Raw genomic sequence first — 23422 nt, 5'->3', positions numbered from 1 at the left:
TATGTGCCAAATCAAAAGTCACGTTCACCCTCCTTATATACCATATGAGTATCAATATAAGCAAAGATGTACTTTACTTTCGTTATAGACTTACAAGAATGTAAATCCGCTTTATTTTTTCAATTTAAATCCGACTCTATCTGGCTTAGCTCAGCCAACAATTGTCTTCTAGTCTCTATATCACTAACGTTCTTTAGCTTTTTAGATGTCATGATAAAATTATGCTTCCTTCTAAGAAAGGGTTCTGAACTTTCGAATGTTTTAAGCCAATCAGTGAAATCTGAGAGTTCCTTTTGGTCTGAACTATAATTTAAATGCGCTGCAAATTCTGGAATAGCCCAATTAGAAAACTCCCATTTTTCAATGGGAACTATCTTTCTACCAAAATATTTATCAAACAAATAGGTATTGGAAAAATATACTTGATAAGCTTTCTCTTCTGCTTGTTTTAAGTTATTTGTCTTAAAAAGAATTATAAGCCATTCAAATAAAAAATGAGGCATTCCTACATCGTCATTGAAATTCTTTTCAAACCATTTCAAATATGTCAACCCTCCTTTATAATCCTGAATTCTTATAAAGAGTTCAGGGGGCATATACCTTAAACCACGGCTATCGTCAAACCCACCATATTTTCTTTTCTCGGCAACTAGAGTAGCCCTAATACTTCTTATTTTAGATTTAATCCTTTCAATTTGTCTTGGTGTCATATTCTTTTATGTATATCAGATTTAGTTTTCTAGAGTCTCTATTTCCTACACCAAGATAAATCCTATGATTAAACCATCCTTTAAATTCTAGCAACCTCTTTTGAGTAGCATGATTGAGATATGTTTCACAGCATAATAAACGTTAAGCTTACAAGGTGGCGAAGGATACTTAGAAACTGTAATATGCTTGTCTAAATTACTGTAATGAAGAAACTTTACTACTGCTTATTGTGCTCCACCCATAGCAAGTCCGAAGTATTATATCCAATACCCTCAGCAATCTTTAGATAGTTATTTTTTACATCCTCTGGTAATTCGGTTTTCCGAGATAAAATCCATAGGTATTTAAGGCTTTTCCCAGCGACTAGTGCATATTTATACTCCTTATCAAGTGCAATTACATTGTATCCAGAATAAAATGGTCCAAAAAAGGATACTTTAAGTTTGGCAATAGTATCTTCTCCAATAAATTTGGCTTTCCCAATTGCTTGAGTCCATTCTTTCTTCTTGGTATTATACCCTTGGTTATCCACCTTAATGGTACCATCGTCATTTAAAGTATAGGTTGCGGTGGTATTGTTCAGATTCCTTTCATACTTAAAATCCAGCCTAGCAATCTCATACCATTGGCCTAAATATCTTTCTTTATCAAAAGGTTTCACCGCTACTGCCCCTTTGGGTATAGTAGCACAAGAGAAAAGTCCCATCATCATAATGCCTATTAGAGGTATGTAAATAAGTTTAGTAATTTTCATTGTTGTGAAGATAGCGATAAGTGCTCTTACACCGATTTAGAGTATGCTTCTTTAATCCAACTTTTTAGTTCTGCATCAACATCTTCCAAGCCAAATAGCTGCACTCTATGGGTGCACATAGTACCAAAAGGACCAGAATTCTCTAGCCTTTCCGTAGTAGGCTTATCTTTGAGCTTAAACCCTAGATCGATCCTCGTTTTCGTTGCTGGCTTAATCAACACAAATTGCCGCTTCCTTATAATGCTAACACTTCCCTTTTTGGGTGTAATCGTTACATCAGTGCCCAATGTTTTTATATAGGCTAGGAGCTTTTCATAAATGGGAAATAAGTGCTCCTTGCCTTTGTATTGACTTTCCACAAGGTCTTCCGAAGTACTATTTTCTTCTTTGGAAAGTGTTACAATTGTATTGGCAAAACCGTGGGTAACCTGATGCTCCGTTTTTAAATACTTAACCCCTTCTGAATGTTTTGTAAATGATTTTTCTTTTAAGATCTTTTTCCATTCCCCTAAAGATTTACCTGTTTTCTCAGGCATATTATCAATCATGGTTTGTAGCGCTTTATCCATAGTATTATATTTTAATTTTTAGAAGCGATATACTCAACCACAAAGTCTTCCAGCACATTTAGTGGGATAGCACCTTGGGAAAGTACTACTTCATGGAATTCTCTAATATCAAATTTATCCCCTAGAGCTTCTTTTGCTTTTTCGCGCAGCTCCACAATCTTTAGCATCCCAATCTTATATGCTGTTGCTTGTCCTGGCATTACTATATGCCTTTCTACCATTTTAATGGCATCTAACTCTGCATTTGGTGTGTTCTCCGTATAATATTTAATCCCTTCTTCCCGCGTCCATTTTTTACTGTGAATTCCTGTATCTACTACCAATCTACATGCTCTCCATAATTCCATAGCTAAACGCCCAAAATCTGAATAAGGATCGGCATAGAAGCCCATTTCTTTAGGGATTAATTCCGAATACAGTCCCCAGCCTTCCGTATATGCGATATAACCACCAAATTTCCTAAACATGGGTACCTCTTCTAATTCTTGCTGAATTGCCAATTGCATATGATGCCCTGGAATACCCTCATGGTAAGCCAAGGCCTCCATTTGATAAGACGGCATAGACTCCATATCATATAAGTTAGCATAATAAATTCCCGGTCTGGATCCATCTGCTGCAGGGCGACTATAGAATGCTTTACCAGCCGATTTTTCTCTAAATGGTTCTACTGCTTTAACCATAATATCTGCTTTTGGCTTGGTAATAAATATTTCATCTAATCGCGTTTTCATACTGTCTATTAATCGAACAGCTTCTTTTATATACGCTTCCTTCCCTGCCTTATCCTCACTATAATAGAACTGCTCATCTGTTCTCATAAACTGAAAAAAGTCTTGCAACGATCCTTCAAAACCAACCTTATTTTTTATAACCTCTATTTCTCCGTGAATTCTAGCCACCTCACTCAATCCTATTTCGTGAATTTCGTCCGCCGTTAAATCGGTCGTTGTAGTTCTTTTAAGTGCATTGTTATAAAATGCCTCTCCATCGGGAAATTTCCAAGCTCCATGATCGGAATTAGCTCTTTCCTTTTGTTCTTGCATAAAAGTAATCAAAGAAGTATAAGCTGGTTCTACCGAATTTAATAGGGTTTGTTTTGCTTCAGTTTCTAATTTGGATCTAGTCTCAGCATCTATATCTAATTGGTCTATTTTTTTTAAGAAATCTTTTAGCAAAGCACTTGGTTCAATTGCATCATCAAATGGCTGACCTACCAAAATATTTTCTGAATCCAGAATCACCTTATCGAACACAAATTTTGGCGGAACTACCCCAATGGCTTCACGTTCTTTTAAATTCGCTACCAATTGAAAGAAAAACTTTTTAAAACCATTTAACCTAGATATATAGGCTTCTGCATCTTTAACATCATCTATGCGATGCATATTTATCAAAAATGCCGGCTTATCTGCTTGCGCTCCAAACATCTGATTTACTGGGTAGTTATGCCATCTGTACTTATAATCCGCAATATGGTTTTCTACATTTTGCTTATAAAGATTATAACTTAACAATACGTCCTTTGAAAGTGCCTCTACATTAACCGAGTCTGTTAACCAATTTAGATGCTGCTTATTAATTTTTAGAATTTCTTCTTCTAAAGCAGGAGAATTATCATTCAATTTTCCGTAGTCCTTTTTAATGCCAAGTCTTGTTTGAAACTCTGGATACCTATCTACCCTATCATCAAAACTTTTCTGTAGGAAGTCGTTCACTTTCTTAGATTCTTCAGCAATTTCCTTTTCCGTAACTATTTTTGCTCTTTCCTCCTTACAAGAAATAAATAAAGCAATAGCACAAAAAGCGATTAGTGATTTAGAGATTTTTTGATTCATAAGTTATCTATATTAAGGTTCTGGCTTTTATAAATGGTTGAAAAGGATAGCTCTAAGAAAATACCATCTATACAACCGCCCACTAAGATAGGAAATTCTAAACATCACCTTTGATAGGCTTCTTTCCCCTAGTAGACAGGAGTTTAGTGATTTTTCTTGCTTAAGTAGGATTGCGCAATGGTCTACGGAGTAGTATCCCTTTTTATGAGCTTTCGTTTATAACTAGGTAATTATTTTTTCCGAAAGTAATAAAGTACAAAGGGTATAAAAATCCGATAGAAGTTAATATGAGAAGAAAGTTCAATTCCACATTAAAGGCATATTTAGAAATAAGATAGGCAAGTATAATGCCCAAAAGTACAGGCATAATAATAGCACCATACTTAAATCCAGAAAGCGCAATGACTTTCGATGTATTTTCGTTCAATTCAATCTCGAGGACATTACTTCTACACCAATCTATTTTCGCTATCAATTGGTGTCTTCCTGGCTCAACCTCAATTTCCAAAGTATTACCATCTCTAATTGACCCAACTTTTTCACCATCAAGATAAATTTCGAAGTCTCTTGCTTTATTATTCCATTCCGACTTACGCTCTATTATAATTTTGGCCATTTAATCTGTTTTTAAATTGACGTGTATGAATTTTGGTTGTGGAAGTTTCCATATTTAACTGTTGAAGGGAAATCCAGAGAACGCTAACAACGAATTCAGGCATCACTGTTTAAAGTAAAATTTCCGCTCGAAATAATCAATCCCCTATTATTCTATAAAATTTTTGATTTTATAAATTGTAGCGTTATACCCGCCAAGTAAGTCTTCTGGATGACCCATTGCATCATTAATCATGAGCGCCAGCATCACTAAATAAAAAAGATTAATTGTGTTGCCCAATTCTTTTTCTCTGTTTTAACACCCATAACTTCTATATTAATGATTTAAAAAATCGAAGAATATTTCCTCTGCTTTCCATTTATTACTAACTAAAATAGGTCTTTTTTTTAGGACAACTAGCATCAAAAAAAAGGAAGGCGCTTTAATTGCTTAAAGCGCCTTCCCCAACTAACCAACCAAACTATGAAAATCTTCCCTTAAAACAGGGAAATTCAATCTAAACTTATGCTACTGTAATTGCTCTTTTAGGTTTAGGCAAAGCCTCTTCCTTCTTAGGCATTACAAATTTTAAGATTCCATCTACATAAGAAGCATCGATTTTATCTAAATCTACTGTTTCGGGTAAAGTAAATACTCGTTTAAAGGAACTGAAAGAGAACTCTCTTCTTGTATAATTATCTTCATTCTTAGTATCCTCACTTTCTACTTCAGAAGAAACAGTAAGCACATCATTATCGATTTCTACTTTTAAATCTTCTTTTTTTCTTCCCGGAATAGCCATTTCTAGCTCAAACTCAGTTTCGTTTTCCTTTACGTTTACAGCAGGTATATTATGATTAAAGCTATCCATACCTCCAAACCAATCTGGCCTTAGAATTTCATTCATTAATGATGGAAAAACAACGTTATTTCTTTTTACTATACTCATGATCTTTATTTTTTAATTAAACCTATTATTTCGTTTGTTCATGAGGATAATTGCAAAACCTATACCAGTGCAAGAATCATGACTATATGTCGGCTTTAAAGTAAGGTTTCGCGACACAATGTCACCTTGAAGTGTAAGAATTGAAGTAGTAATAACTAAGCTTTAGTTGTAATGCGCTTTAAAAATATCTATCAATACATGGGGTGGGACCACCTTATTAGGATAATCGTGCATTACTTTTAGAACTTGATCAATAGCGGTTTGCGGCAATCCAAATCGGAGCCCTATATTGTGGAGTCTTTCAATTTCTGATACAGTTTGTTCTTGATCTATATTCATCAATAACACCAGGCGGTGAAACTGCAGTATACGCCCACTTTCCGAGCGAGGCACCACTTGTTCCACCTTTTTATGAAATAACGCATCAAAGGTTTCTTTATCTACCCCTAGGTGATTTGCTACCTGCACTAAAAACGAGTATTCAGAATCTTTAATAGCTCGATCTGCTTTGGCAAATGAAATCATTTCCGTTAAGAGGCTTAATTTCTCTTTATGCGTATTCATAGAGGAATGTTTTATTCTAAATTACATTAAATATTTTAGTATAAACGGCTAACACCGTTGTAAAATAAGAATCAGATGCCTGTTGAGTTTAATTTTTGTAATATCTTGCCAAAAAAATACAGTATGACCAATAACGATATTCTAAAAAAATTACGAGTAGCTCTAAAGCTTCGAAATGATGAGATAGTGGATATTTTAGCTCTAGTAGACTTTAAAATAACCAAGAGCGAATTAGGTGCCTTTTTTAGAAAGGAAGACCACCCCAACTACATGGAGTGTGGAGATCAGATTTTAAGGAATTTCCTAAATGGATTGGTCATTCACTACAGAGGCACCAAAGAAAATCCAAAGGATACAACGACTAGCCTACCAAAACCAGCAAAATCGGCAAAACCACAAGTAGATAAAGCTGCCACAAAACCTTCCTTTAAAAACAAACCAAAGAAAAAGCAAGATCAAGATATTACCCCAGTTAAATATAAGAACAAAAAAAAGTCCTGAATTACTTCAGGACTTTCTTTAACAACAGTCTTTGCTTAACTCTTAATCCTAACGGGAATCTTATAAGTAATTCCCACCTCGTAATCGGAGCAGTCTACCTTAATGTAATTAAGTTTACTCTTTACATAGGATTTTAAAACCTCTTCATTAGTCAGCACAGAAAGCACCACTATTTCCTTTTCAACATTTAGAGTAAAATACACTACGGCACTCATGTCTTCGCCTAATGGCACTTGCAGTGCATTATTAGATAACAGCTCGTTAATTTGCTGAGACAAGGTTTTAGCAGGATCATTATCTAAACCACTATTTGCAGAAAGACTACCGAAAGAAAGCAACATTACAGCTACTAGAATTACATTAAATTTTCTCATGATGATTGTTTTTAAATTGATGAATTATTCACTTAACGTATTGATTAGATACACATAAGAGACGATGACTCTAAAAAATTGTTACGCCCATTCTTTTCTTTAACATCAATTTAACATATCACAAGCGTGCACAAAAAAAGCAGCTCCCAAGGGAAGCTGCTTTAATATATGATGAATTAAAAATTCTTATGCTAAAACCTCCTTTACCTTATCAGCAGCTTCTTGGAAAAGAACAGCTGAATGAACAGCTAATCCAGAGTTATCCAAGATTTCCTTTGCTAACTCAGCATTAGTTCCTTGCAATCTAACAATGATAGGCACCTTAATAGCATCACCCATATTCTTATAGGCATCTACTACTCCTTGCGCTACTCTATCACAACGTACAATTCCACCAAAAATATTGATAAGGATACATTTTACATTAGAATCTTTTAAAATAATTCTAAAAGCTTCTTCTACTCTCTTGGCATCTGCAGTACCCCCTACATCTAAGAAGTTTGCAGGTTCTCCACCAGCCATTTTAATTAAATCCATGGTAGCCATTGCCAATCCGGCTCCGTTTACCATACATCCAACATTTCCATCTAAGTCTACATAGTTAAGACCTACAGCCCTTGCTTCTACTTCAATAGGATTCTCTTCTCTAAGATCTCTCATTTCCGCATATTGCTTTCTTCTGTATAAGGCATTATCATCAATAGATACTTTAGCATCTACTGCCATAATCTTATCATCTGAAGTCTTAAGCACAGGGTTTATTTCGAACATACTTGCATCACTTTCCATATACGCTTTGTATAGGCTAGACACAAACTTGGTCATTTCTTTAAATGCAGTACCAGAAAGCCCTAAGTTAAAGGCAATCTTTCTAGCTTGAAAAGGAAGAATTCCTGTTGCAGGATCTATTTCCTCTGTAAAAATAAGGTGTGGAGTATTTTCTGCCACTTCCTCTATATCCATTCCACCTTCTGTAGAATACATAATCATATTCCGTCCAGTAGCTCTATTTAATAATACGGACATGTAAAATTCACTAGTCTCGCTATCTCCAGGATAATAAACATCTTCTGCTATTAAAACCTTATGCACCTTTTTTCCTTCCGCTGAAGTTTGTGGGGTCACTAGGTTCATTCCAATAATGTTTCCTGCGATCTCCTCAACCTCCCGAAGGTTCTTGGCTAGTTTTACCCCGCCACCTTTACCACGCCCTCCAGCATGGACCTGAGCCTTTATTACATGCCAGCCGGTACCGGTCTCCTGCGTTAATTGTTTGGCAGCTTCTACAGCTTCCTTTGCATTATGTGCAACAACTCCGCGTTGAATACGCACTCCAAAACTTGCTAAAATCTCTTTTCCCTGATATTCGTGAAGGTTCATAAATTATAGGTATCTATTTGTTACTTTGCAAAAATAGCAAACACAACGGATTTACCCTAATTAAATAATTTAGAAAACAATAACGTTATAGTTTATTTAAAATAAGGTGCAGAAATACAATTAAACCAACTCATTTTAAGCAAGTTAACACCCTATATAATTACTCACTTATTTCATTAAAATTTAAAATTCTTAAAATCTAGCGGATCAAAACGCTTAAAATGACCATTCATTCCGATCATTTCCTTTGCACTATCAACTTGCATTAGGACCATGATCATATTCCGTAAATGCTTCCGAAGAAACCGAAGACGATCACTCTCATAGGTCATTTGTAACAAGCGGTATTCCTGATTTAAAGACAAGCCAATTTTGTGCACCCATATATGTAAATCGAGATTTTCAGTTTCATTTACCAAAACATCAGCCCCCATTAACTGATACAACCTACTCACTAATTGCACCACTTCTCTCCTATCTTCAGCGGAACCATCCTCATAAAAAGGCAAATGTGATACTTCTCCTCCAGCATACTTCTTAGATCCCCATTTATTTTGAAAAGAATTAATTATAAACACTCTTAAAGCGCTACAAATCACATCTAGCTTTCCGTCCTCATAGGTAGCAACTATGTCTTCTAACTTCATTTCAGTGCCAAGCGCAATGGCTCCTGATATATAAACAGGAATACCAAACACCCCATCCTCTTCCTTCACATCCCTGATCAATTCTTTATAACGATCTTCAAAAATATGTAAGTGAACTAGTTCACCAGGAAAAAAAATCGACTCTAAAGGAAACATAGGTAACCACATGATTAATCTATTTAATTACCTGGTTTAAACTATAGAGCTACAGAAACATATAATCAAAATTGTTTTAAATATAACATTTTGTTACATTGTTCTAAAATACTATAATAATTTTGTAATCTATCTTTAAGTAGTCTAGATTTGTTTAAAATTCAGATAAAATGGAACGAACTGACCTATTAAAGATAGCAAAAACTTACGGTGATCCGGTATATGTTTATAATTCGGAAAAAATTATTTCTCAATTCCACCGATTGACCAATGCATTTAAAGGTGTTAAAAAATTACAATTAAACTATGCTGCCAAAGCACTTTCTAATATTAGTGTTTTAAGGTTAATGAATAGCTTAGGAAGTGGCTTAGACACCGTTTCTATTCAGGAGGTCCGACTAGGATTATTGGCTGGGTTTAAACCTAACGATATCATTTATACACCTAATGGGGTATCTTTAGAAGAGATAGAAGAGGCCTCTGCATTAGGAGTTCGTATCAATATTGACAACCTATCCATTTTAGAACAGTTTGGAAGTAAGCACCCCAATGTTCCTGTTTGTATCAGGATTAATCCACATGTTATGGCAGGTGGCAACTCCAACATATCCGTGGGACATATAGATTCTAAATTTGGAATCAGCATCCATCAAATTCCACATTTGCTCCGTATTGTAAAGTTGACCAATATGAACGTTAACGGGATACATATGCATACTGGAAGTGATATTTTAGATATAGATGTATTCTTATACGCTTCAGAAATATTGTTTGAAACCGCTAAGAATTTTGAAGATTTAGAATTTATTGATTTTGGTAGTGGTTTTAAAGTGCCATATAAAGAGGGGGATATTGAAACCAATGTAGAAGAATTAGGCAGCAAATTAACTCAACGGTTCAATGATTTCTGTAAGGAATACGGAAGAGAACTTACTTTAGCTTTTGAACCAGGAAAGTTTTTGGTGAGTGAAGCCGGATTCTTCTTAGCCAAAGTAAATGTAGTTAAGCAAACTACTTCTACGGTGTTCGCAAGTGTAGATACTGGATTTAACCATTTAATCCGCCCCATGTTATATGGAGCTACACATTCTATAGAAAACATCTCCAATCCAAAAGGACGTGAACGTTATTACTCCGTAGTAGGTTATATATGTGAGACCGATACTTTTGCCAGCAATAAGAGAATTAAAGAGATTAAAGAAGGTGATATTCTTTGCTTTAGAAATGCTGGCGCCTATTGCTTTACCATGGCTAGTAATTACAACTCTAGGTATAGACCTGCAGAGGTGTTATGGCATAATGGTGAAGCCATATTGATAAGGGAACGTGAAACTTTTGAAGACCTAATAAAGAACCAGGTAGACGTTAAAGATCTGTTTGCCCCTGTAGGAGAAAAAGCAGTAACAGAAAAAGCAACTGCAAAATAATTCTCGGTTTTTCACGTTAGGAAGTCAGCACTAACGCGACGAAGCACATAAAATAAGTTTGACCATGATAAAAAAATCTGTTTACACCCTTATCACTTTATTCGCTCTTGCCTTAATCCCATTTAGCGGTACGGCACAAACTGTAGAATGGATGAGTTGGGAAGAGGCCGTGAAACGATCAGAGACTGATAAAAATCCTAAGAAAATTTTTGTGGACGTTTACACTGATTGGTGTGGATGGTGCAAAAAAATGGACAAGGACACTTTTCAGAATGCTGAAGTTGCAGCTTATATGTCCCAGAAATTCTATATGGTAAAACTAGATGGGGAACAAAAAGATCCCATAGAATATAAAGGTCAAACTTTTAAATTTGTCCCTTCCGGAAAGAATGGCTACCATGAGTTTGCTGCTGCGCTACTGCAAGGCAATCTAAGCTACCCCACTACGGTATTTTTAGATGAGAACATAAATATGCTGTCTCCCGTTCCTGGCTACCAAAAACCAGAACCGTTTTTAAAAATTGCCAAGTATTTTGGGGAGGATATCCATAAAGAAAAAGATTGGCAAGCGTATAGTAGCGAAAGCAAATAACCACGTTACTTACAAACACAAACTAAAAAAGACCCTAAAAATAGGGTCTTTTTTAATTATATACTTTATTCATTTACGCGATTACTTATCTACTGTAGTTTGGAGATTCCTTAGTAATGGTTACATCATGCGGGTGACTCTCATTAATACCACTAGAGGTAATCTTAACAAACCTTCCAGTCTCTTGTAAGGTAGCCACATCCTTTGCTCCACAATACCCCATTCCGGCACGCAAGCCTCCAATAAATTGATGGATACTTTCGTATAAATCACCTTTATAAGGAACACGTCCTACGATACCTTCTGGCACCAATTTCTTAATATCATCTTCTACATCTTGGAAATAACGATCTTTACTTCCTTTTTTCATCGCCTCAACTGAGCCCATTCCTCTATAGGTCTTATACTTACGACCCTCATAAATAACGGTTTCACCGGGAGATTCTTTTGTTCCTGCTAATAAGGATCCTAACATAACCGAATCAGCACCTGCTGCAATTGCTTTAGGGATATCTCCAGTATATCGAATTCCACCATCAGCTATAACAGGAACTCCACTACCTTTAATAGCAGCTGCAACTTCCATTACCGCAGAAAACTGTGGAAAACCAACACCTGCAACTACTCTAGTAGTACAAATAGATCCTGGACCTATACCTACTTTAACGGCATCTGCCCCAGCATCTACTAAATATTTAGCCGCTTCAGCAGTAGCAATATTCCCTACAATAACTTCTAGATCTGGAAACTTACTCTTAACCAAATTTAATACTTGCACCACCCCTTTAGTATGTCCGTGAGCAGTATCAATAATTACAGCATCTACCCCTGCATTTACTAAGGCTTCTGCTCTCTCTAGAGCATCAGAAGTAACTCCCAAGGCGGCAGCTACGCGTAATCTTCCGTACTGGTCTTTATTAGCAATGGGCTTTTGGGTTAATTTGGTAATATCTCTGAACGTAATAAGTCCTACCAACACATCGTCTTTATTGACAACGGGAAGCTTCTCAATCTTATGTCTCTGTAAAATATCCTCAGCCTGCTCTAAAGAAGTCCCTTCAGCAACAGTAACTAAGTTTTTATGCGTCATGACCTCCGAGATGGGACGACTATTATCTTTTTCGAAACGTAGATCCCTATTGGTAACAATTCCAATCAATTTTCCTTCTCCATCTACAATAGGTATACCCCCAATGCTATAGTCTTTCATATAGGCCTTGGCATCGCGTACCGTAGAACTTAAAGGAAGTGTTATAGGATCTAAGATCATACCGCTTTCTGCACGCTTAACACGACGCACCTTTTCAGCCTGATCTTTAATAGACATATTCTTATGCAACACTCCTATTCCGCCTTCACGCGCCATAGCAATTGCCATACGAGATTCCGTTACTGTATCCATAGCTGCGGATACAATTGGAACATTAATAGTAATGTTTTTTGTAAATTTTGTTTGAATGTTGACTTCTCGAGGAAGAACCTCTGAAAACGCTGGTACTAGTAGTACATCATCGTAAGTTAGACCTTCGCCAACAATTTTATCTAGGTGAGCTTTCATAGCAATTAGGGATTAATTGCGTGCAAATATACTACATTATGAAATAAAATTAATGACTTATTTCATTTAATGACAGTAGAAGGTTTTAAAAACAATTGATAAACCACTAAAATTGCCGATGCGCTATAGGTAAGAGTCATTAAAAAACCCGAAAACATGACCACATATTTCATCCATAACCATCCGGACCACATAAGATATATACCTCCAAAAGTTAGCAATACGGAAATTAAAGGTTCAATAGTAAGGAACATCTTTAATTTATAAGGCAGTTTAGCAATCCATACCAATCCGCCAAGAAGAAAAAATATAAACGACATGGATAGTACATGAGTATGAATGATTGTCAACATCTCCCTATCCCCTTTTTTAAATTTCATGATTTCTGCCTCCTCATTCTCCTCATTTCCTAAATAATTCTCAACTAATCCACTACTTGAAGTAGAGGTGGTATTGGAAACAAACAGCAATCCGGTATAAAAACCGATACTGAGTACTAGTACAAAAGAACCTACAAACCACTTTATGCCAGGTGGCAAATTTATTAGCAAGCCGTTATAATTCATTAAAGCAGTTTTTTATTTTGAAGGATTCCTATTGTTTGTAACAAACTATCAATAGCGTTTGTCATGGAGCGTACAGAAATAGTAGCTCCAGAAATACCATCTATATTAGTAGTATGATCTACCCTATCCTTCCCAGATTTCCCTACAAACTGCTTCAACCACCTTTTACTACCAATTTCCCCTCCATATTCTTCCCTATACACCAATACTTTAGAATGAACCACCTTTACATTAGCATCAAATACTACTAGATAATCAAAGATTGCTGTTTTACTAGGTGCATTTCCCACATAAAAATAACCGATAAGCCTTGAGCCTTTCTCTAGTTTAAAGAAATTGTCAGCCGTAATTTTTGTAGGTAGGGATGCATTGATTTCACTAGATACAGGATAAGACTTTATCTCTATGTTTTCAACTTCAAAAACTTTCTCTATCTCCTTCTCTACCCTTTTCTGTAACTGCTTGGGAAGACCACTTCCCATTAAGAGTATTCCCATAAGTAGGAATAGACCCGTTATTTTAATTCGGTTTATCATGAGGCAAAAGTACTAATTTAGAATCATTTTTAATAATAAACTGACCTCTGAGCATAAGAAAATATTCTATTCTAATTGAAATCGAATTACGACAAAGCTTATATAAGTTTATAATCGATATCTTTCTTTAATTACTCTCCAGCCTAATCTGAGGTAATTTACTAACACCCAGTGCTGACAATCACTTTCTTTTTAAACGAACATAAAAAATTCCGATAACAGCCTAAATAAAGAGACCCTATCGGAATTTTTATTCTATTGATGCAGATAGTAAACATCACTGCATACTTCTTGATTTAGAACCAAACTCCTATCCCAAAGTTTAATCTGTTTTTTACCTCATCCCCCGAAAGTGCATTATCTCTAATTTGATAGTCTCCTTTTAAAACTACCCCTGGTGCAATATGATAACTTAGTCCGGCAGTAACATCCGTTCTATCATAGGCTTTATTTTTAACTAATCCACCTGCAGTATCCGCATGGGTGTTATAATTTTCATATCTAGTGAAGACGTATAATTTCTGCTCCTTGTTAGCAGGTAATAAATTATAGGCTCCTTCTATATAATATCCTTGCAAGGCACTTCCTAAATCCCTATTTGTTAATGTATTGTACTTATCTGTATCGGAAAGAGAAGCATGGATAAACTGTCCCCTTGCCGTAAAACGATCATAAGTATAGCGAGCATCTAAGCCGTACATAGCTATCCCGATGTTAGCACCATCCAAATTTTCAACATTGTCTGCAGCTTGAGTCTTTCCGAAATAGGTAGAGAACCCAAGTTTTAACCCAAGTATGCCATAGTAATCTATCTTAGTAGAAAATGTAGGGCTATCCACAGTAGACTTTATTCCTTTTTGTCTTCCACCGCGCAAACCATTAGACCCTTTTAAAAACCCAGAAACACCACCTTCCCCATCTAAGGCAGTAGATTTAAATCCGTTAAAAACATAAGCTTGGTATCCTAATGATAGGTTATTTAGCTTACCACTAACACCTATACCGATTTCCCTCCAAGTAGTAGGAACAATAACATTATCTAGTGCAGGACGCTCTACCCCATTAAAAGTAGTAGGCTCATGGTACTCATTAATAATTCCCATAGGAACCAACATTAAACCTCCTCTTAAGTTAACATTACTCCCCACGTTATAGTTTACAAAAGCTTGCTCTACATACACTTCTTCCACATGCTCAAATTCAATTTCTGTAAAAAACTGGGTTTTATCATTAAAACGATACCCTAACATAAGGACCAATCGCTGAATATCTAATTCACCATTATCACCCTCTGGTTGGTTATATAAAATTTCACCATAACCTCCGATTGTTAATGGCGAGTCCCCTGTATTGGATTGTATACGAGGTTCTCCAGCTTTATTGTTAGTTGGAGTTTGAGCATTTGATTTACTCTCTGTTTGCCCCATCATAGTAAGGCTAAACATCAATGCTAGAAAATAAATGGACGATTTCATAAAAGCTTATGCTTATTTAGACTGATTATAATTAGTAAATTAAAAACAGGTGCAAAAATAATCTCAGATTAAATTCCCACAAGCATTATTTAAAATAAATCTAAATAAATTTTAAAAATTTAACATTTACAGCGTCTATGAAGGGGTACACTAATGATATTCACCGAAAAGATCGGATGCTTTATTAAAAGCTGCTTCAAAAGCCATCCAATTTACATTGGTGTCCATCTTAGCGCCGGTAAAATAGGAAAGTAGTTTTTCTGTTGGCATATTGCCGGTAAGCTCATCCTTGGCCATGGGGCAACCCCCAAATCCCTGCACAGCACCGTCAAACCTTCTGCAACCAGCCTTAAATGCGGCATCAACCTTTTCATGCCATTTAGTAGGAGTAGTATGCAAATGTGCCCCGAATTCAATTTCCGGGAATTGAGGAATTAGATGCGAAAACAGGTATTCAATAGCATCGGGAGTAGAATTACCTACGGTATCGGAAAGTGATAGTATCTTAACCCCCATTCCAGACAATTTCTCCGTCCACTCGCCAACAACCTCTACACTCCAAGGATCTCCATAAGGATTACCAAAACCCATAGAGATATAGGTAACCACCTCTTTTCCATTGCGATCCGCGATATTTAATATCTCTTGTAAAGTCACAACCGATTCGGCAATAGTCTTATGGGTATTCCGCATTTGAAAATTCTCAGAGATAGAAAATGGATACCCCAAATAGGTAATATTTTCATGTAAGGCAGCATCTTCTGCTCCTCTTACGTTTGCTACAATTGCCAAAAGCTTAGATTGGGTACGAGAGAGGTCTAATTGCTGCAACACCTCAGCGGTATCTTGCATTTGTGGAATAGCTTTAGGAGACACAAAACTTCCAAAATCGATGGTATCAAAACCGCAATTCAACAAGACTTGTATATACTTAACCTTTCTCTGTGTAGGTATAAATGGTTTGATGCCTTGCATGGCATCCCTTGGACATTCAATTATTTTAATGGCGGTGTTTGACATTCTAAATAAGATAGCTACTTCAAATTTACTATTAATTATCCGATATCAATAGATATATACCAATGCCTACAAAAACGATTATTTGTAGCCATTTTAAAATCTTACCTAAATTCTTATTTTGTGTAATATAATCTGAAATAGAGCCTGATAGTATGGCAATAGCACTAAATATTACAAAGGAAACCCCCATAAAGATAAATGCAAGTACATAAAACTGCACCACCGTATCTATGGTGTCACTAAATAAAAATCCAGGAAAAAAAGCCAAGAAAAATATACCAACTTTTGGATTCAGCACATTCATAATAAAGCCCTGCCTAAACAAAGCTCCCAGCGACTTCTTATTTTTTTCTGATTCCCCTGATACCACCAATTCATCCGGACCTCTAAAAACCATATATGCAAGATAAAACATATAGGAAGCCCCAAATAGTTTTATTGCAAAGAATAGATACTCGTGCTGTTTAATTATAGCAGAAACTCCAAAAGCCAATAAGGTAGCATGTACTAAACACCCTGTCATTAATCCAGCTACGGTAGCAATACCGTATTTCTTCCCATTGGTAAGGCTCTGCACCAATACAAAAATATTATCGGGACCTGGAGAAATTGCCAATGCCGCAGTAGAAAACATAAATGCTACTAGTATTTCGTAGTTCAAGTCACTTCCGGTTTAATCATTTTAAAACTGAATGGTTTTTGTATATTAGTAGGATAAAACTTCCTAAGTTTAACACTCCAAAAATAACACAGATCCTTTAAAACTGAAATTAAATGAAAACAATTATAACCCTTAGTAGTTTCCTAATCTCAATATTATTGATGAGTTTTTCCCATCCCACAACATCAAACAACGCAGAAGCAAAAGAAATAATGAGCATAGAAAAACAAGACAGCCTATTAAGACATGTAGTATTGTTTAAATTTAAGGAAGAAACTTCCCCAGAAGACATTGCAAAGGTAGAAGTCGCTTTTTCAGAATTACCTAATAAAATCCCTCAGATTAAGGGTTACGAATGGGGACTTAACAACAGTCCAGAAGGACTCAACAAAGGCCTTACGCATTGCTTCTTCCTTACTTTCAGCAGCGAGGAAGATCGGGACATATATTTACCACACCCAGACCATAAAGCCTTTGGCGCCATTATAACCCCTCACCTAGACGATGTGGTAGTAGTTGATTATTGGGCAAAATAATATGATATACTCATTAGAAAAAGGGAACCAGTTAAAGTTTTCCCTATTGATTGTACTTTTTAAGTATAGCCTTATTTATTCGTTTTATTAAACTAGGTCCTTCATAAACAAAACCTGTCCATAATTGAATTAGGTCTGCACCGGCTTCTAACTTTTCCAAGGCATCTTCCGGAGAATGAATTCCCCCAACCCCTATAATAGGGAATGCCTTGTTACTTTTTTCTGATAAAAACCGAATTACTTCCGTACTCCGCTTTGTTAAAGGTTTTCCACTAACCCCACCATTTTCTTTAACAACGCTTGGTGCCGATTTTAGATTATCCCTAGAAATAGTAGTATTTGTAGCTATTACCCCATCAATAGCAGTTACTTCAACTATATCAATAATGTCTAATAACTGAGCATCGGTTAAGTCTGGAGCAATTTTTAATAAGATAGGTCGCTCTTTGGTTTTCCTGTTCTTGGCTAACGTTTCATTCTCCGTTTTTAGTGCCTTTAGAAGGGCCGTTAAAGGCTCTTTATCCTGCAATTCCCGTAATCCAGGAGTATTTGGAGAACTTACATTCACCACAAAATAATCCACATCATTAAACAATGCCTCTAAACAGATTAGGTAATCCTTTACAGCCAGATTATTAGGAGTCAATTTATTTTTACCGATATTCCCACCAATCAAAACACGATGTGATTTTCGCAAATTCTTAACCGCTTCTTCTACCCCTAAATTATTAAACCCCATTCTATTGATGATCGCCTGATCATCTTTTAAACGGAATAGTCTTTTTTTAGGGTTGCCTTCCTGTGGTTTTGGAGTGAGGGTACCTATTTCTACAAACCCAAATCCAAAATCGGACAATTCGTTATATAGTTGGGCATTCTTATCAAAACCAGCAGCTAGACCAATTGGGTTTTTAAAGGTTAACCCAAATAAGTTACGCTCTAGCCTAGAATCGTTAATAGTATAGATACCTCTAAATAAACCGGAGAGACCAATTTTGGAACAAAAACGAACCATATTAAAGGTAAGATGGTGTACTTTTTCTGGATCTAATTGAAATAAAAGAGGCCTAATGATATTTTTATACATACAAACGAATTTGCGCAAAAATACAAACTACCTCAAGTAAAAACCCGTATTTACCCTTAAATTATTAACAGGCCCATTGGATAATTAATTTATAGGTTTCTCTATTGGCTGCCTAGCTACTTCTCTGCAAAGAGAAAGGTATCTTTCATATTGTTTTTCATTAAATAAAGCGAGTAACTTACGGTCGTATTTATTAAAAAGTGCTTTTATTTTCTCCTCTATAAGTTGGTGCTTAACCCCCAAGACCTTTAACTCTTCTGGTGTATTTTGTGGGTGACTTTCAAATAACTTCTCTCTTTCTTCATCCAAGAGTTTCATCTCTACATTCACTGCCGACTGAAATTCTTCCAATTTAGTCTTCTGCTCCGCATTTAACTGAAACACTTGAATTACGGTATCTGTATTGGTAATCCCAATACCCAAACTACAATTTTGTTGCGCATTTACAGAACACAAAAACCCAAGTCCTGCTAGGAACGAAAAAAATATATTTCTAAACATTATTAATAACTTTTAAGTACTGTGAATATACAACAGAAATTATGCCTTAAAATTATACCCTGGCTTGCATTTTTAAATTTTTAAACCAAAAGACCAATTTTCTTACCGCTCAATGAATAAAGTATAATCATTCTATATGAGCATACCATCCCAACGTATTGGCCCATTTAAACTATAACACCTAAAAAATGGTATTCCCATAAATCCAAATAAACCGTACTTTTGAAAAAAAATATCATTATGCAACATATTATTGACCGATTTATAAGCTATATCACTATCGATACTCAAAGTGACCCTAACTCCGATTCCACTCCAAGTACTGAGAAACAATGGGATTTAGCGCATAAGTTAGTAGAGGAATTGAAAGAAATTGGGATGAAAGATGTGGTCATAGATGAGAATGCCTACATCATGGCTACCCTTCCTAGTAATATGGACAAAGAAGTACCTACTATAGGGTTTATTGCCCATTTTGATACCTCTCCAGATTTTTCTGGTAACAATGTGAATCCCCAAATCATTAAAAATTATGATGGTGGCGATATTACTTTAAACAAAGAAGAAAACATAGTGCTTTCCCCAAGTTATTTTGAAGACTTATTACAGTACAAAGGCAACACTTTAATCACTACGGATGGCACCACCTTATTAGGAGCTGACGATAAGGCCGGAATAACGGAGATTGTAACCGCTATGGAGCATTTAATAAAGCATCCAGAGATTAAGCACGGAAAAATTAGAGTTGGTTTCACCCCTGATGAAGAAATAGGAAGAGGTGCTCATAAATTTGATGTTGCTGCTTTTGGAGCTGATTGGGCTTATACAATGGACGGGAGTCAAATTGGAGAACTAGAATATGAGAATTTCAATGCTGCTGGAGCCAAGATAAGTATTGGCGGAAAGAGCGTACACCCAGGATATGCTATTGGAAAAATGGTCAATGCAGTACTGATAGCTAACGACTTTATCAGTATGTTACCCCAAGATGAAGTGCCACAAAAAACCACAGGCAGGGAAGGATTTTTTCATGTACATCACCTGAGCGGAGAAATAGAACATGCAGAGATAGAATTGATCGTAAGAGACCACGACCTAGAAAAATTCAATCAGCGCAAGGCCTTATTACAGGAAATCACTGATAAATTAAATGAGACTTACGGACCTTACGTCACCCTGGAAATTAAAGACCAATACTTTAATATGAGGGAAAAAATAGAACCAGTAATGCATATTGTAGATATTGCTGAGAAAGCAATGAAGTCCTTAAACATCGCCCCAATTATTAAACCTATTAGGGGAGGCACAGATGGATCTCAATTGAGCTTTATGGGCTTACCATGTCCTAATATATTTGCAGGAGGGCATAATTTTCACGGTAAATATGAATATGTGCCTGTAGAAAGCATGCAGAAAGCGGTTGATGTGATTGTGAAAATTTGTGAACTTACTGGAAATCTTAACTTTGATGCCGAAAACAAAATTAGTTAAACGTATTTAATAGCCATAATCCCTTAAAATGAAAAACTCAGAAAAAATTGAAGCTTATTACGAAAAAGAGCAGCCTTTTAAACCTGGGGTTTCTATTTTAAGGGAACTAGCACTAAAAACCGAATTAATAGAGGATTTTAAATGGGGCTGTCCCGTTTATACTATAGATAACAAAAATGTAATTGGCATTTTAGCTTTTAAAAGCTATTTTGGAATATGGTTTTTTAACGGGGCGTTCCTATCCGATCCTAAAAAGGTTTTAGAAAATGTACAAGAAGGAAAGACCAAGGCCATGCGGCATTGGAAGTTTACTTCTGTTACGGATATAGATAAAGCCACAATACTTGCTTACTTAGAAGAAGCTGTTAGCAACCAGAAAAAAGGAAAGGTCCTCATCCCCGAAAAGAAGAAGACCTTTAAAATTCCTCATCAGTTACAAGTAGCATTTGATACCATCCCAAAGCTAAAGGATAGCTTCAAGAAGCTTGCCCCGTACAAACAAAGACAATATTGCGAGTACATAGCAGAGGCTAAACAAGAAAAAACCAAGCAAAGCCGTTTAGAAAAATGCATCCCTTTAATATTAAAAGAAATGGGCTTGCATGATAAGTATCGTTAGTATTATAAGTTATTGCCACAAACCCCTATCGATAAACACTTGTCTTAAAAATCTTGAATTAAAGAATTAGCAAAGCACACCTTTATCCTTACAGGTTCAAATTCTGGGCAATTCCCATCCATTATGATAGTGCGCTTTTATCAAGGAATTTGCATCATTATTAGAAAACAGGTTCGAATTCTGATCCCAATATATTCGGTTTCCAGTTTTAAAAGCTACATTTCCCATGTGGCAAACCATAGCTGCATCATAACCGATTTGTAAAGGGGCTTTTAATAGGGAAGCATCCCTTGATTTTACTGACTCAATAAAATTTAATGTATGATTATCTAAACCACTCCCCTGATTTTGCTGCAAGGGCACACTTTCCATTCTATCTTTTTCCGCAATTACCTCCCAACCATTTCTATCTAGTACTAGGGTTCCATTATTCCCTATAAAAGATATACCGTGATTACGACCATAATTACCGCCATCAATTCCTGTAGCATGTTCCCATAAAATAGAAAAATCATCGTATTCATATACAGTTTGGAGGGTGTCTGGTGTTTCAGCAGCATCGTTTGGATACGCAAATTTCCCTCCTAAAGCCATTACAGATTTGGGGGTATTGGCTTTCATTCCATATAAGGCATAATCCATTAGATGCACACCCCAATCTGTCATTAAGCCCCCAGCATAATCCCAATACCATCTAAAATTAAAATGAAACCGATTAGCATTAAAGGGTCTTTTTGGAGCCGGACCCAACCACATATCATAATCTACTCCGGCCGGCGCTTCCGTATCTGGCAAAACGGGAATTGATTTCATCCACCCTTGATACGCCCAGGCTTTTGCCAGCCGTATCTGACCTAATTTTCCAGAGTGCACAAAATTTATGGCATCTACAAAGTGTGGCTGACTCCTTTGCCATTGCCCTATTTGCACCATTCGATCACTAGTTTGAGAGGCTTGGAGCATTAAATTACATTCCTCCATAGAATTAGCTAAGGGTTTTTCACAGTAGACATCTTTACCTGCATTTAAAGAATCTGCCAGTTGCAAGCAATGCCAATGATCTGGAGTTCCAATAATGACTACATCAATATCTTTATTCTCTAATAGTTTCCTATAATCCTTATAAAGAATCGGCTTATTAAAACCAGCTTTTTGTAAATCAGCAGTTCTCTTTTGCAGCACTCCATCATCTACATCACAAAGACCTACTATCTGCACCTCGCTAATTTTCAGCATAGAAGACAGGTCACTAAAGCCCATCCCCTTACACCCTATTAAGCCTACCCCAATTTGATCATTAGGGCTAACTTTTTTCCTCATTGCCGCTAACAAATCCAAAGGAAAAAGGAAGGTAGCACCGGCTCCCATAGCCATCAGTGAACTATTTTTAATGAACTTTCTTCTATTATGTATCATAGTCTGTTGGTATTTAGTTACCATGAAGATACAAAATAGGCACAAAAAAAGCATCAACTGTTAGGCTGATGCTTTTGTAAGTATAGTTGCAGGAAAAATTATTTCTTCTCTGGCTCGTTCAATTTCTTACTCATTTCCATGGAAATAGCAGAACGATCAAATTTTATTTTTCCGGCCATGGTTTCAATTACACAGGAAAAATCCTTATCGTTTAGATCGGCAATTTTACCGTGCATACCACTTTTAGTAACTACTCTATCGCCTCTTTTTAATTCGGCAGCAAATTTCTTCTCTTGCTTATTTCTTTTTCTCTGTGGGGCGATCATAAAAAAATACACCACTACAAACATTAAGATAAGCGGAAGAAATGGATATTGTTCTAACATAATTTTAATTATACTTATTTAACCGGACCTACTGGGCCAGCTCCTTTTGGAGTTATAAATGCTTTAATTCTAAGAGTCTCATTCCCCTTACTAGTATTGGTAACCACGTTTATGGTTTTGGTAATCTGGTTTTGCCCTGCACCGTTAAATTTCACCAACATCTCTCCAGTTTCCCCAGGTAAAATTGGTGTGTTTTTAGGATATTCAGGTACAGTACATCCGCAGCTACTAGTTGCATCGGTAATGATTAATGGACCCTCTCCAGTATTTTTAAAGGTAAAAATAGTCTCTTGGGGGGCGTTTTGTTCAATAGTACCAAAATCGTGCTCTACCTTATCGAATTCCATTACTGGAACTTTTTTAGCAGCAGCATCTCTTTCCGCAGCTACTTCTACATTTGCAACGTTGATTTTGCTCGATGCAGCTTCCTTACAAGAAGTCAACGCAAGAACAGAAACAAAGCTAAGGGTAAAGAAAATTCTTTTCATGATCTAAATTTTTAATTTGGCCAAA

General features: G+C 36.1%; 27 protein-coding genes. 6 read left to right on the top strand and 21 right to left on the bottom strand.

The genetic code is table 11. The features are described from left to right. Positions 1 to 119 precede the first annotated feature (119 nt). The 7 genes from H344_RS0106140 to H344_RS0106110 form a co-directional block, all read right to left on the bottom strand. Entirely contained in the window at positions 120 to 710 is a 591-nt protein-coding gene (locus H344_RS0106140) for a hypothetical protein (RefSeq protein ID WP_026809513.1), read from the bottom strand. Between the two features lie 218 nt (positions 711 to 928). Further along, positions 929 to 1465 (bottom strand): lipocalin family protein, encoded by a 537-nt coding sequence (locus tag H344_RS0106135; protein ID WP_026809512.1) that lies wholly within the window; start codon positions 1463 to 1465, stop codon positions 929 to 931. Positions 1466 to 1491: 26 nt separating this feature from the next. Next, a complete protein-coding gene (locus H344_RS0106130; RefSeq protein WP_026809511.1) occupies positions 1492 to 2034 on the bottom strand; it encodes a DUF4287 domain-containing protein in 543 nt (180 codons plus the stop codon). Positions 2035 to 2045: 11 nt separating this feature from the next. Beyond that, on the bottom strand, positions 2046 to 3872 hold the full coding sequence (locus tag H344_RS0106125) for a DUF885 domain-containing protein (RefSeq protein ID WP_026809510.1): 1827 nt from the start codon (positions 3870 to 3872) through the stop codon (positions 2046 to 2048). A gap of 202 nt (positions 3873 to 4074) precedes the next feature. Continuing rightward, a complete protein-coding gene (locus H344_RS0106120; protein WP_026809509.1) occupies positions 4075 to 4488 on the bottom strand; it encodes a hypothetical protein in 414 nt (137 codons plus the stop codon). 502 nt (positions 4489 to 4990) lie between these two features. Continuing rightward, positions 4991 to 5416 (bottom strand): Hsp20/alpha crystallin family protein, encoded by a 426-nt coding sequence (locus H344_RS0106115; RefSeq protein WP_026809508.1) that lies wholly within the window; start codon positions 5414 to 5416, stop codon positions 4991 to 4993. Between the two features lie 162 nt (positions 5417 to 5578). Continuing rightward, complete coding sequence (locus H344_RS0106110; protein WP_026809507.1) at positions 5579 to 5980, bottom strand: hypothetical protein; 402 nt, start codon at positions 5978 to 5980, stop codon at positions 5579 to 5581. A gap of 123 nt (positions 5981 to 6103) precedes the next feature. Between H344_RS0106110 and H344_RS0106105 the strand changes: the two genes are divergently transcribed. Continuing rightward, a complete protein-coding gene (locus H344_RS0106105; RefSeq protein ID WP_026809506.1) occupies positions 6104 to 6481 on the top strand; it encodes a DUF1456 family protein in 378 nt (125 codons plus the stop codon). Positions 6482 to 6516: 35 nt separating this feature from the next. Here the strand turns inward: H344_RS0106105 and H344_RS0106100 are convergent, their stop codons facing one another. The 3 genes from H344_RS0106100 to H344_RS0106090 form a co-directional block, all read right to left on the bottom strand. Further along, positions 6517 to 6855 carry a hypothetical protein gene (locus tag H344_RS0106100; RefSeq protein ID WP_026809505.1) on the bottom strand — a complete coding sequence of 113 codons (339 nt, stop codon included), beginning with the start codon at positions 6853 to 6855 and terminating at the stop codon, positions 6517 to 6519. Positions 6856 to 7041: 186 nt separating this feature from the next. Beyond that, a complete protein-coding gene (gene sucC / locus H344_RS0106095) occupies positions 7042 to 8235 on the bottom strand; it encodes an ADP-forming succinate--CoA ligase subunit beta (protein WP_026809504.1) in 1194 nt (397 codons plus the stop codon). Between the two features lie 176 nt (positions 8236 to 8411). Further along, positions 8412 to 9050 carry an LON peptidase substrate-binding domain-containing protein gene (locus H344_RS0106090; RefSeq protein ID WP_026809503.1) on the bottom strand — a complete coding sequence of 213 codons (639 nt, stop codon included), beginning with the start codon at positions 9048 to 9050 and terminating at the stop codon, positions 8412 to 8414. Between the two features lie 158 nt (positions 9051 to 9208). On the opposite strand from H344_RS0106090, the gene lysA reads away from it, so the two are divergent. Together lysA and H344_RS0106080 are read left to right on the top strand one after the other, a co-directional pair. Beyond that, positions 9209 to 10465: a diaminopimelate decarboxylase gene (gene lysA, locus H344_RS0106085; protein WP_026809502.1), complete on the top strand. Its 1257-nt coding sequence runs from the start codon at positions 9209 to 9211 to the stop codon at positions 10463 to 10465. A gap of 64 nt (positions 10466 to 10529) precedes the next feature. Next, entirely contained in the window at positions 10530 to 11057 is a 528-nt protein-coding gene (locus H344_RS0106080) for a thioredoxin family protein (RefSeq protein ID WP_034256217.1), read from the top strand. Positions 11058 to 11142: 85 nt separating this feature from the next. On the opposite strand, the gene guaB is transcribed toward H344_RS0106080, so the two are convergent. The 6 genes from guaB to H344_RS0106050 form a co-directional block, all read right to left on the bottom strand. Continuing rightward, a complete protein-coding gene (gene guaB / locus H344_RS0106075; protein ID WP_026809500.1) occupies positions 11143 to 12615 on the bottom strand; it encodes an IMP dehydrogenase in 1473 nt (490 codons plus the stop codon). Between the two features lie 62 nt (positions 12616 to 12677). After that, a complete protein-coding gene (locus H344_RS0106070; protein WP_026809499.1) occupies positions 12678 to 13181 on the bottom strand; it encodes a hypothetical protein in 504 nt (167 codons plus the stop codon). Next, the gene (locus H344_RS0106065) at positions 13181 to 13717 is read right to left on the bottom strand and encodes an FMN-binding protein (protein ID WP_034256215.1); all 537 of its coding nucleotides are present in this window, start codon (positions 13715 to 13717) and stop codon (positions 13181 to 13183) included. The genes H344_RS0106070 and H344_RS0106065 overlap by 1 nt, the downstream gene beginning before the upstream one ends. Positions 13718 to 14013: 296 nt before the next feature. Next, positions 14014 to 15192: a porin family protein gene (locus tag H344_RS0106060; protein WP_026809497.1), complete on the bottom strand. Its 1179-nt coding sequence runs from the start codon at positions 15190 to 15192 to the stop codon at positions 14014 to 14016. Between the two features lie 150 nt (positions 15193 to 15342). Continuing rightward, on the bottom strand, positions 15343 to 16212 hold the full coding sequence (locus H344_RS0106055) for a hydroxymethylglutaryl-CoA lyase (protein ID WP_026809496.1): 870 nt from the start codon (positions 16210 to 16212) through the stop codon (positions 15343 to 15345). A 31-nt stretch (positions 16213 to 16243) separates the two neighbouring features. Then, complete coding sequence (locus tag H344_RS0106050) at positions 16244 to 16873, bottom strand: LysE family translocator (RefSeq protein ID WP_026809495.1); 630 nt, start codon at positions 16871 to 16873, stop codon at positions 16244 to 16246. A 113-nt stretch (positions 16874 to 16986) separates the two neighbouring features. Between H344_RS0106050 and H344_RS0106045 the strand changes: the two genes are divergently transcribed. Next, positions 16987 to 17409, top strand: coding sequence for a Dabb family protein (locus tag H344_RS0106045; RefSeq protein ID WP_026809494.1), 423 nt, complete (start codon positions 16987 to 16989; stop codon positions 17407 to 17409). Between the two features lie 43 nt (positions 17410 to 17452). Here H344_RS0106045 and H344_RS0106040 read toward each other — a convergent pair whose 3' ends face one another. Together H344_RS0106040 and H344_RS0106035 are read right to left on the bottom strand one after the other, a co-directional pair. Further along, positions 17453 to 18496 (bottom strand): quinone-dependent dihydroorotate dehydrogenase, encoded by a 1044-nt coding sequence (locus H344_RS0106040; RefSeq protein ID WP_026809493.1) that lies wholly within the window; start codon positions 18494 to 18496, stop codon positions 17453 to 17455. Positions 18497 to 18580: 84 nt separating this feature from the next. Then, the gene (locus H344_RS0106035) at positions 18581 to 18997 is read right to left on the bottom strand and encodes a hypothetical protein (RefSeq protein WP_026809492.1); all 417 of its coding nucleotides are present in this window, start codon (positions 18995 to 18997) and stop codon (positions 18581 to 18583) included. A 240-nt stretch (positions 18998 to 19237) separates the two neighbouring features. On the opposite strand from H344_RS0106035, the gene pepT reads away from it, so the two are divergent. Then, positions 19238 to 20488, top strand: a complete 1251-nt coding sequence (gene pepT, locus H344_RS0106030; RefSeq protein ID WP_026809491.1) for a peptidase T — start codon at positions 19238 to 19240, stop codon at positions 20486 to 20488. Positions 20489 to 20516: 28 nt separating this feature from the next. After that, positions 20517 to 21107: a YdeI/OmpD-associated family protein gene (locus tag H344_RS0106025; protein ID WP_026809490.1), complete on the top strand. Its 591-nt coding sequence runs from the start codon at positions 20517 to 20519 to the stop codon at positions 21105 to 21107. A 96-nt stretch (positions 21108 to 21203) separates the two neighbouring features. Here the strand turns inward: H344_RS0106025 and H344_RS0106020 are convergent, their stop codons facing one another. The 3 genes from H344_RS0106020 to H344_RS0106010 all read right to left on the bottom strand — a co-directional run bounded on the left by H344_RS0106020 (position 21204) and on the right by H344_RS0106010 (position 23397). After that, positions 21204 to 22523, bottom strand: a complete 1320-nt coding sequence (locus H344_RS0106020; protein ID WP_026809489.1) for a Gfo/Idh/MocA family protein — start codon at positions 22521 to 22523, stop codon at positions 21204 to 21206. 98 nt (positions 22524 to 22621) lie between these two features. Further along, positions 22622 to 22909 (bottom strand): preprotein translocase subunit YajC, encoded by a 288-nt coding sequence (yajC, locus tag H344_RS0106015; protein WP_026809488.1) that lies wholly within the window; start codon positions 22907 to 22909, stop codon positions 22622 to 22624. 14 nt (positions 22910 to 22923) lie between these two features. Then, complete coding sequence (locus tag H344_RS0106010) at positions 22924 to 23397, bottom strand: DUF1573 domain-containing protein (RefSeq protein WP_026809487.1); 474 nt, start codon at positions 23395 to 23397, stop codon at positions 22924 to 22926. Between the last annotated feature and the right edge of the window lie 25 nt (positions 23398 to 23422).

This window comes from Arenibacter latericius DSM 15913 (assembly GCF_000424985.1).
Taxonomy (GTDB): Bacteria; Bacteroidota; Bacteroidia; order Flavobacteriales; family Flavobacteriaceae; genus Arenibacter; species Arenibacter latericius.
Note: the sequence above shows the minus strand (reverse complement) of the source record. Positions and strands in the feature narration are given on the sequence as shown.

What these genes read in the sequence shown, in the direction of transcription:
- H344_RS0106140 (WP_026809513.1), bottom strand. Translation starts at nt 710, where the DNA reads ATGACACCAAGACAAATTGAAAGGATTAAATCTAAAATAAGAAGTATT.
- H344_RS0106135 (WP_026809512.1), bottom strand. Translation starts at nt 1,465, where the DNA reads ATGAAAATTACTAAACTTATTTACATACCTCTAATAGGCATTATGATG.
- H344_RS0106130 (WP_026809511.1), bottom strand. Translation starts at nt 2,034, where the DNA reads ATGGATAAAGCGCTACAAACCATGATTGATAATATGCCTGAGAAAACA.
- H344_RS0106125 (WP_026809510.1), bottom strand. Translation starts at nt 3,872, where the DNA reads ATGAATCAAAAAATCTCTAAATCACTAATCGCTTTTTGTGCTATTGCT.
- H344_RS0106120 (WP_026809509.1), bottom strand. Translation starts at nt 4,488, where the DNA reads ATGGCCAAAATTATAATAGAGCGTAAGTCGGAATGGAATAATAAAGCA.
- H344_RS0106115 (WP_026809508.1), bottom strand. Translation starts at nt 5,416, where the DNA reads ATGAGTATAGTAAAAAGAAATAACGTTGTTTTTCCATCATTAATGAAT.
- H344_RS0106110 (WP_026809507.1), bottom strand. Translation starts at nt 5,980, where the DNA reads ATGAATACGCATAAAGAGAAATTAAGCCTCTTAACGGAAATGATTTCA.
- H344_RS0106105 (WP_026809506.1), top strand. Translation starts at nt 6,104, where the DNA reads ATGACCAATAACGATATTCTAAAAAAATTACGAGTAGCTCTAAAGCTT.
- H344_RS0106100 (WP_026809505.1), bottom strand. Translation starts at nt 6,855, where the DNA reads ATGAGAAAATTTAATGTAATTCTAGTAGCTGTAATGTTGCTTTCTTTC.
- sucC (WP_026809504.1), bottom strand. Translation starts at nt 8,235, where the DNA reads ATGAACCTTCACGAATATCAGGGAAAAGAGATTTTAGCAAGTTTTGGA.
- H344_RS0106090 (WP_026809503.1), bottom strand. Translation starts at nt 9,050, where the DNA reads ATGTGGTTACCTATGTTTCCTTTAGAGTCGATTTTTTTTCCTGGTGAA.
- lysA (WP_026809502.1), top strand. Translation starts at nt 9,209, where the DNA reads ATGGAACGAACTGACCTATTAAAGATAGCAAAAACTTACGGTGATCCG.
- H344_RS0106080 (WP_034256217.1), top strand. Translation starts at nt 10,530, where the DNA reads ATGATAAAAAAATCTGTTTACACCCTTATCACTTTATTCGCTCTTGCC.
- guaB (WP_026809500.1), bottom strand. Translation starts at nt 12,615, where the DNA reads ATGAAAGCTCACCTAGATAAAATTGTTGGCGAAGGTCTAACTTACGAT.
- H344_RS0106070 (WP_026809499.1), bottom strand. Translation starts at nt 13,181, where the DNA reads ATGAATTATAACGGCTTGCTAATAAATTTGCCACCTGGCATAAAGTGG.
- H344_RS0106065 (WP_034256215.1), bottom strand. Translation starts at nt 13,717, where the DNA reads ATGATAAACCGAATTAAAATAACGGGTCTATTCCTACTTATGGGAATA.
- H344_RS0106060 (WP_026809497.1), bottom strand. Translation starts at nt 15,192, where the DNA reads ATGAAATCGTCCATTTATTTTCTAGCATTGATGTTTAGCCTTACTATG.
- H344_RS0106055 (WP_026809496.1), bottom strand. Translation starts at nt 16,212, where the DNA reads ATGTCAAACACCGCCATTAAAATAATTGAATGTCCAAGGGATGCCATG.
- H344_RS0106045 (WP_026809494.1), top strand. Translation starts at nt 16,987, where the DNA reads ATGAAAACAATTATAACCCTTAGTAGTTTCCTAATCTCAATATTATTG.
- H344_RS0106040 (WP_026809493.1), bottom strand. Translation starts at nt 18,496, where the DNA reads ATGTATAAAAATATCATTAGGCCTCTTTTATTTCAATTAGATCCAGAA.
- H344_RS0106035 (WP_026809492.1), bottom strand. Translation starts at nt 18,997, where the DNA reads ATGTTTAGAAATATATTTTTTTCGTTCCTAGCAGGACTTGGGTTTTTG.
- pepT (WP_026809491.1), top strand. Translation starts at nt 19,238, where the DNA reads ATGCAACATATTATTGACCGATTTATAAGCTATATCACTATCGATACT.
- H344_RS0106025 (WP_026809490.1), top strand. Translation starts at nt 20,517, where the DNA reads ATGAAAAACTCAGAAAAAATTGAAGCTTATTACGAAAAAGAGCAGCCT.
- H344_RS0106020 (WP_026809489.1), bottom strand. Translation starts at nt 22,523, where the DNA reads ATGATACATAATAGAAGAAAGTTCATTAAAAATAGTTCACTGATGGCT.
- yajC (WP_026809488.1), bottom strand. Translation starts at nt 22,909, where the DNA reads ATGTTAGAACAATATCCATTTCTTCCGCTTATCTTAATGTTTGTAGTG.
- H344_RS0106010 (WP_026809487.1), bottom strand. Translation starts at nt 23,397, where the DNA reads ATGAAAAGAATTTTCTTTACCCTTAGCTTTGTTTCTGTTCTTGCGTTG.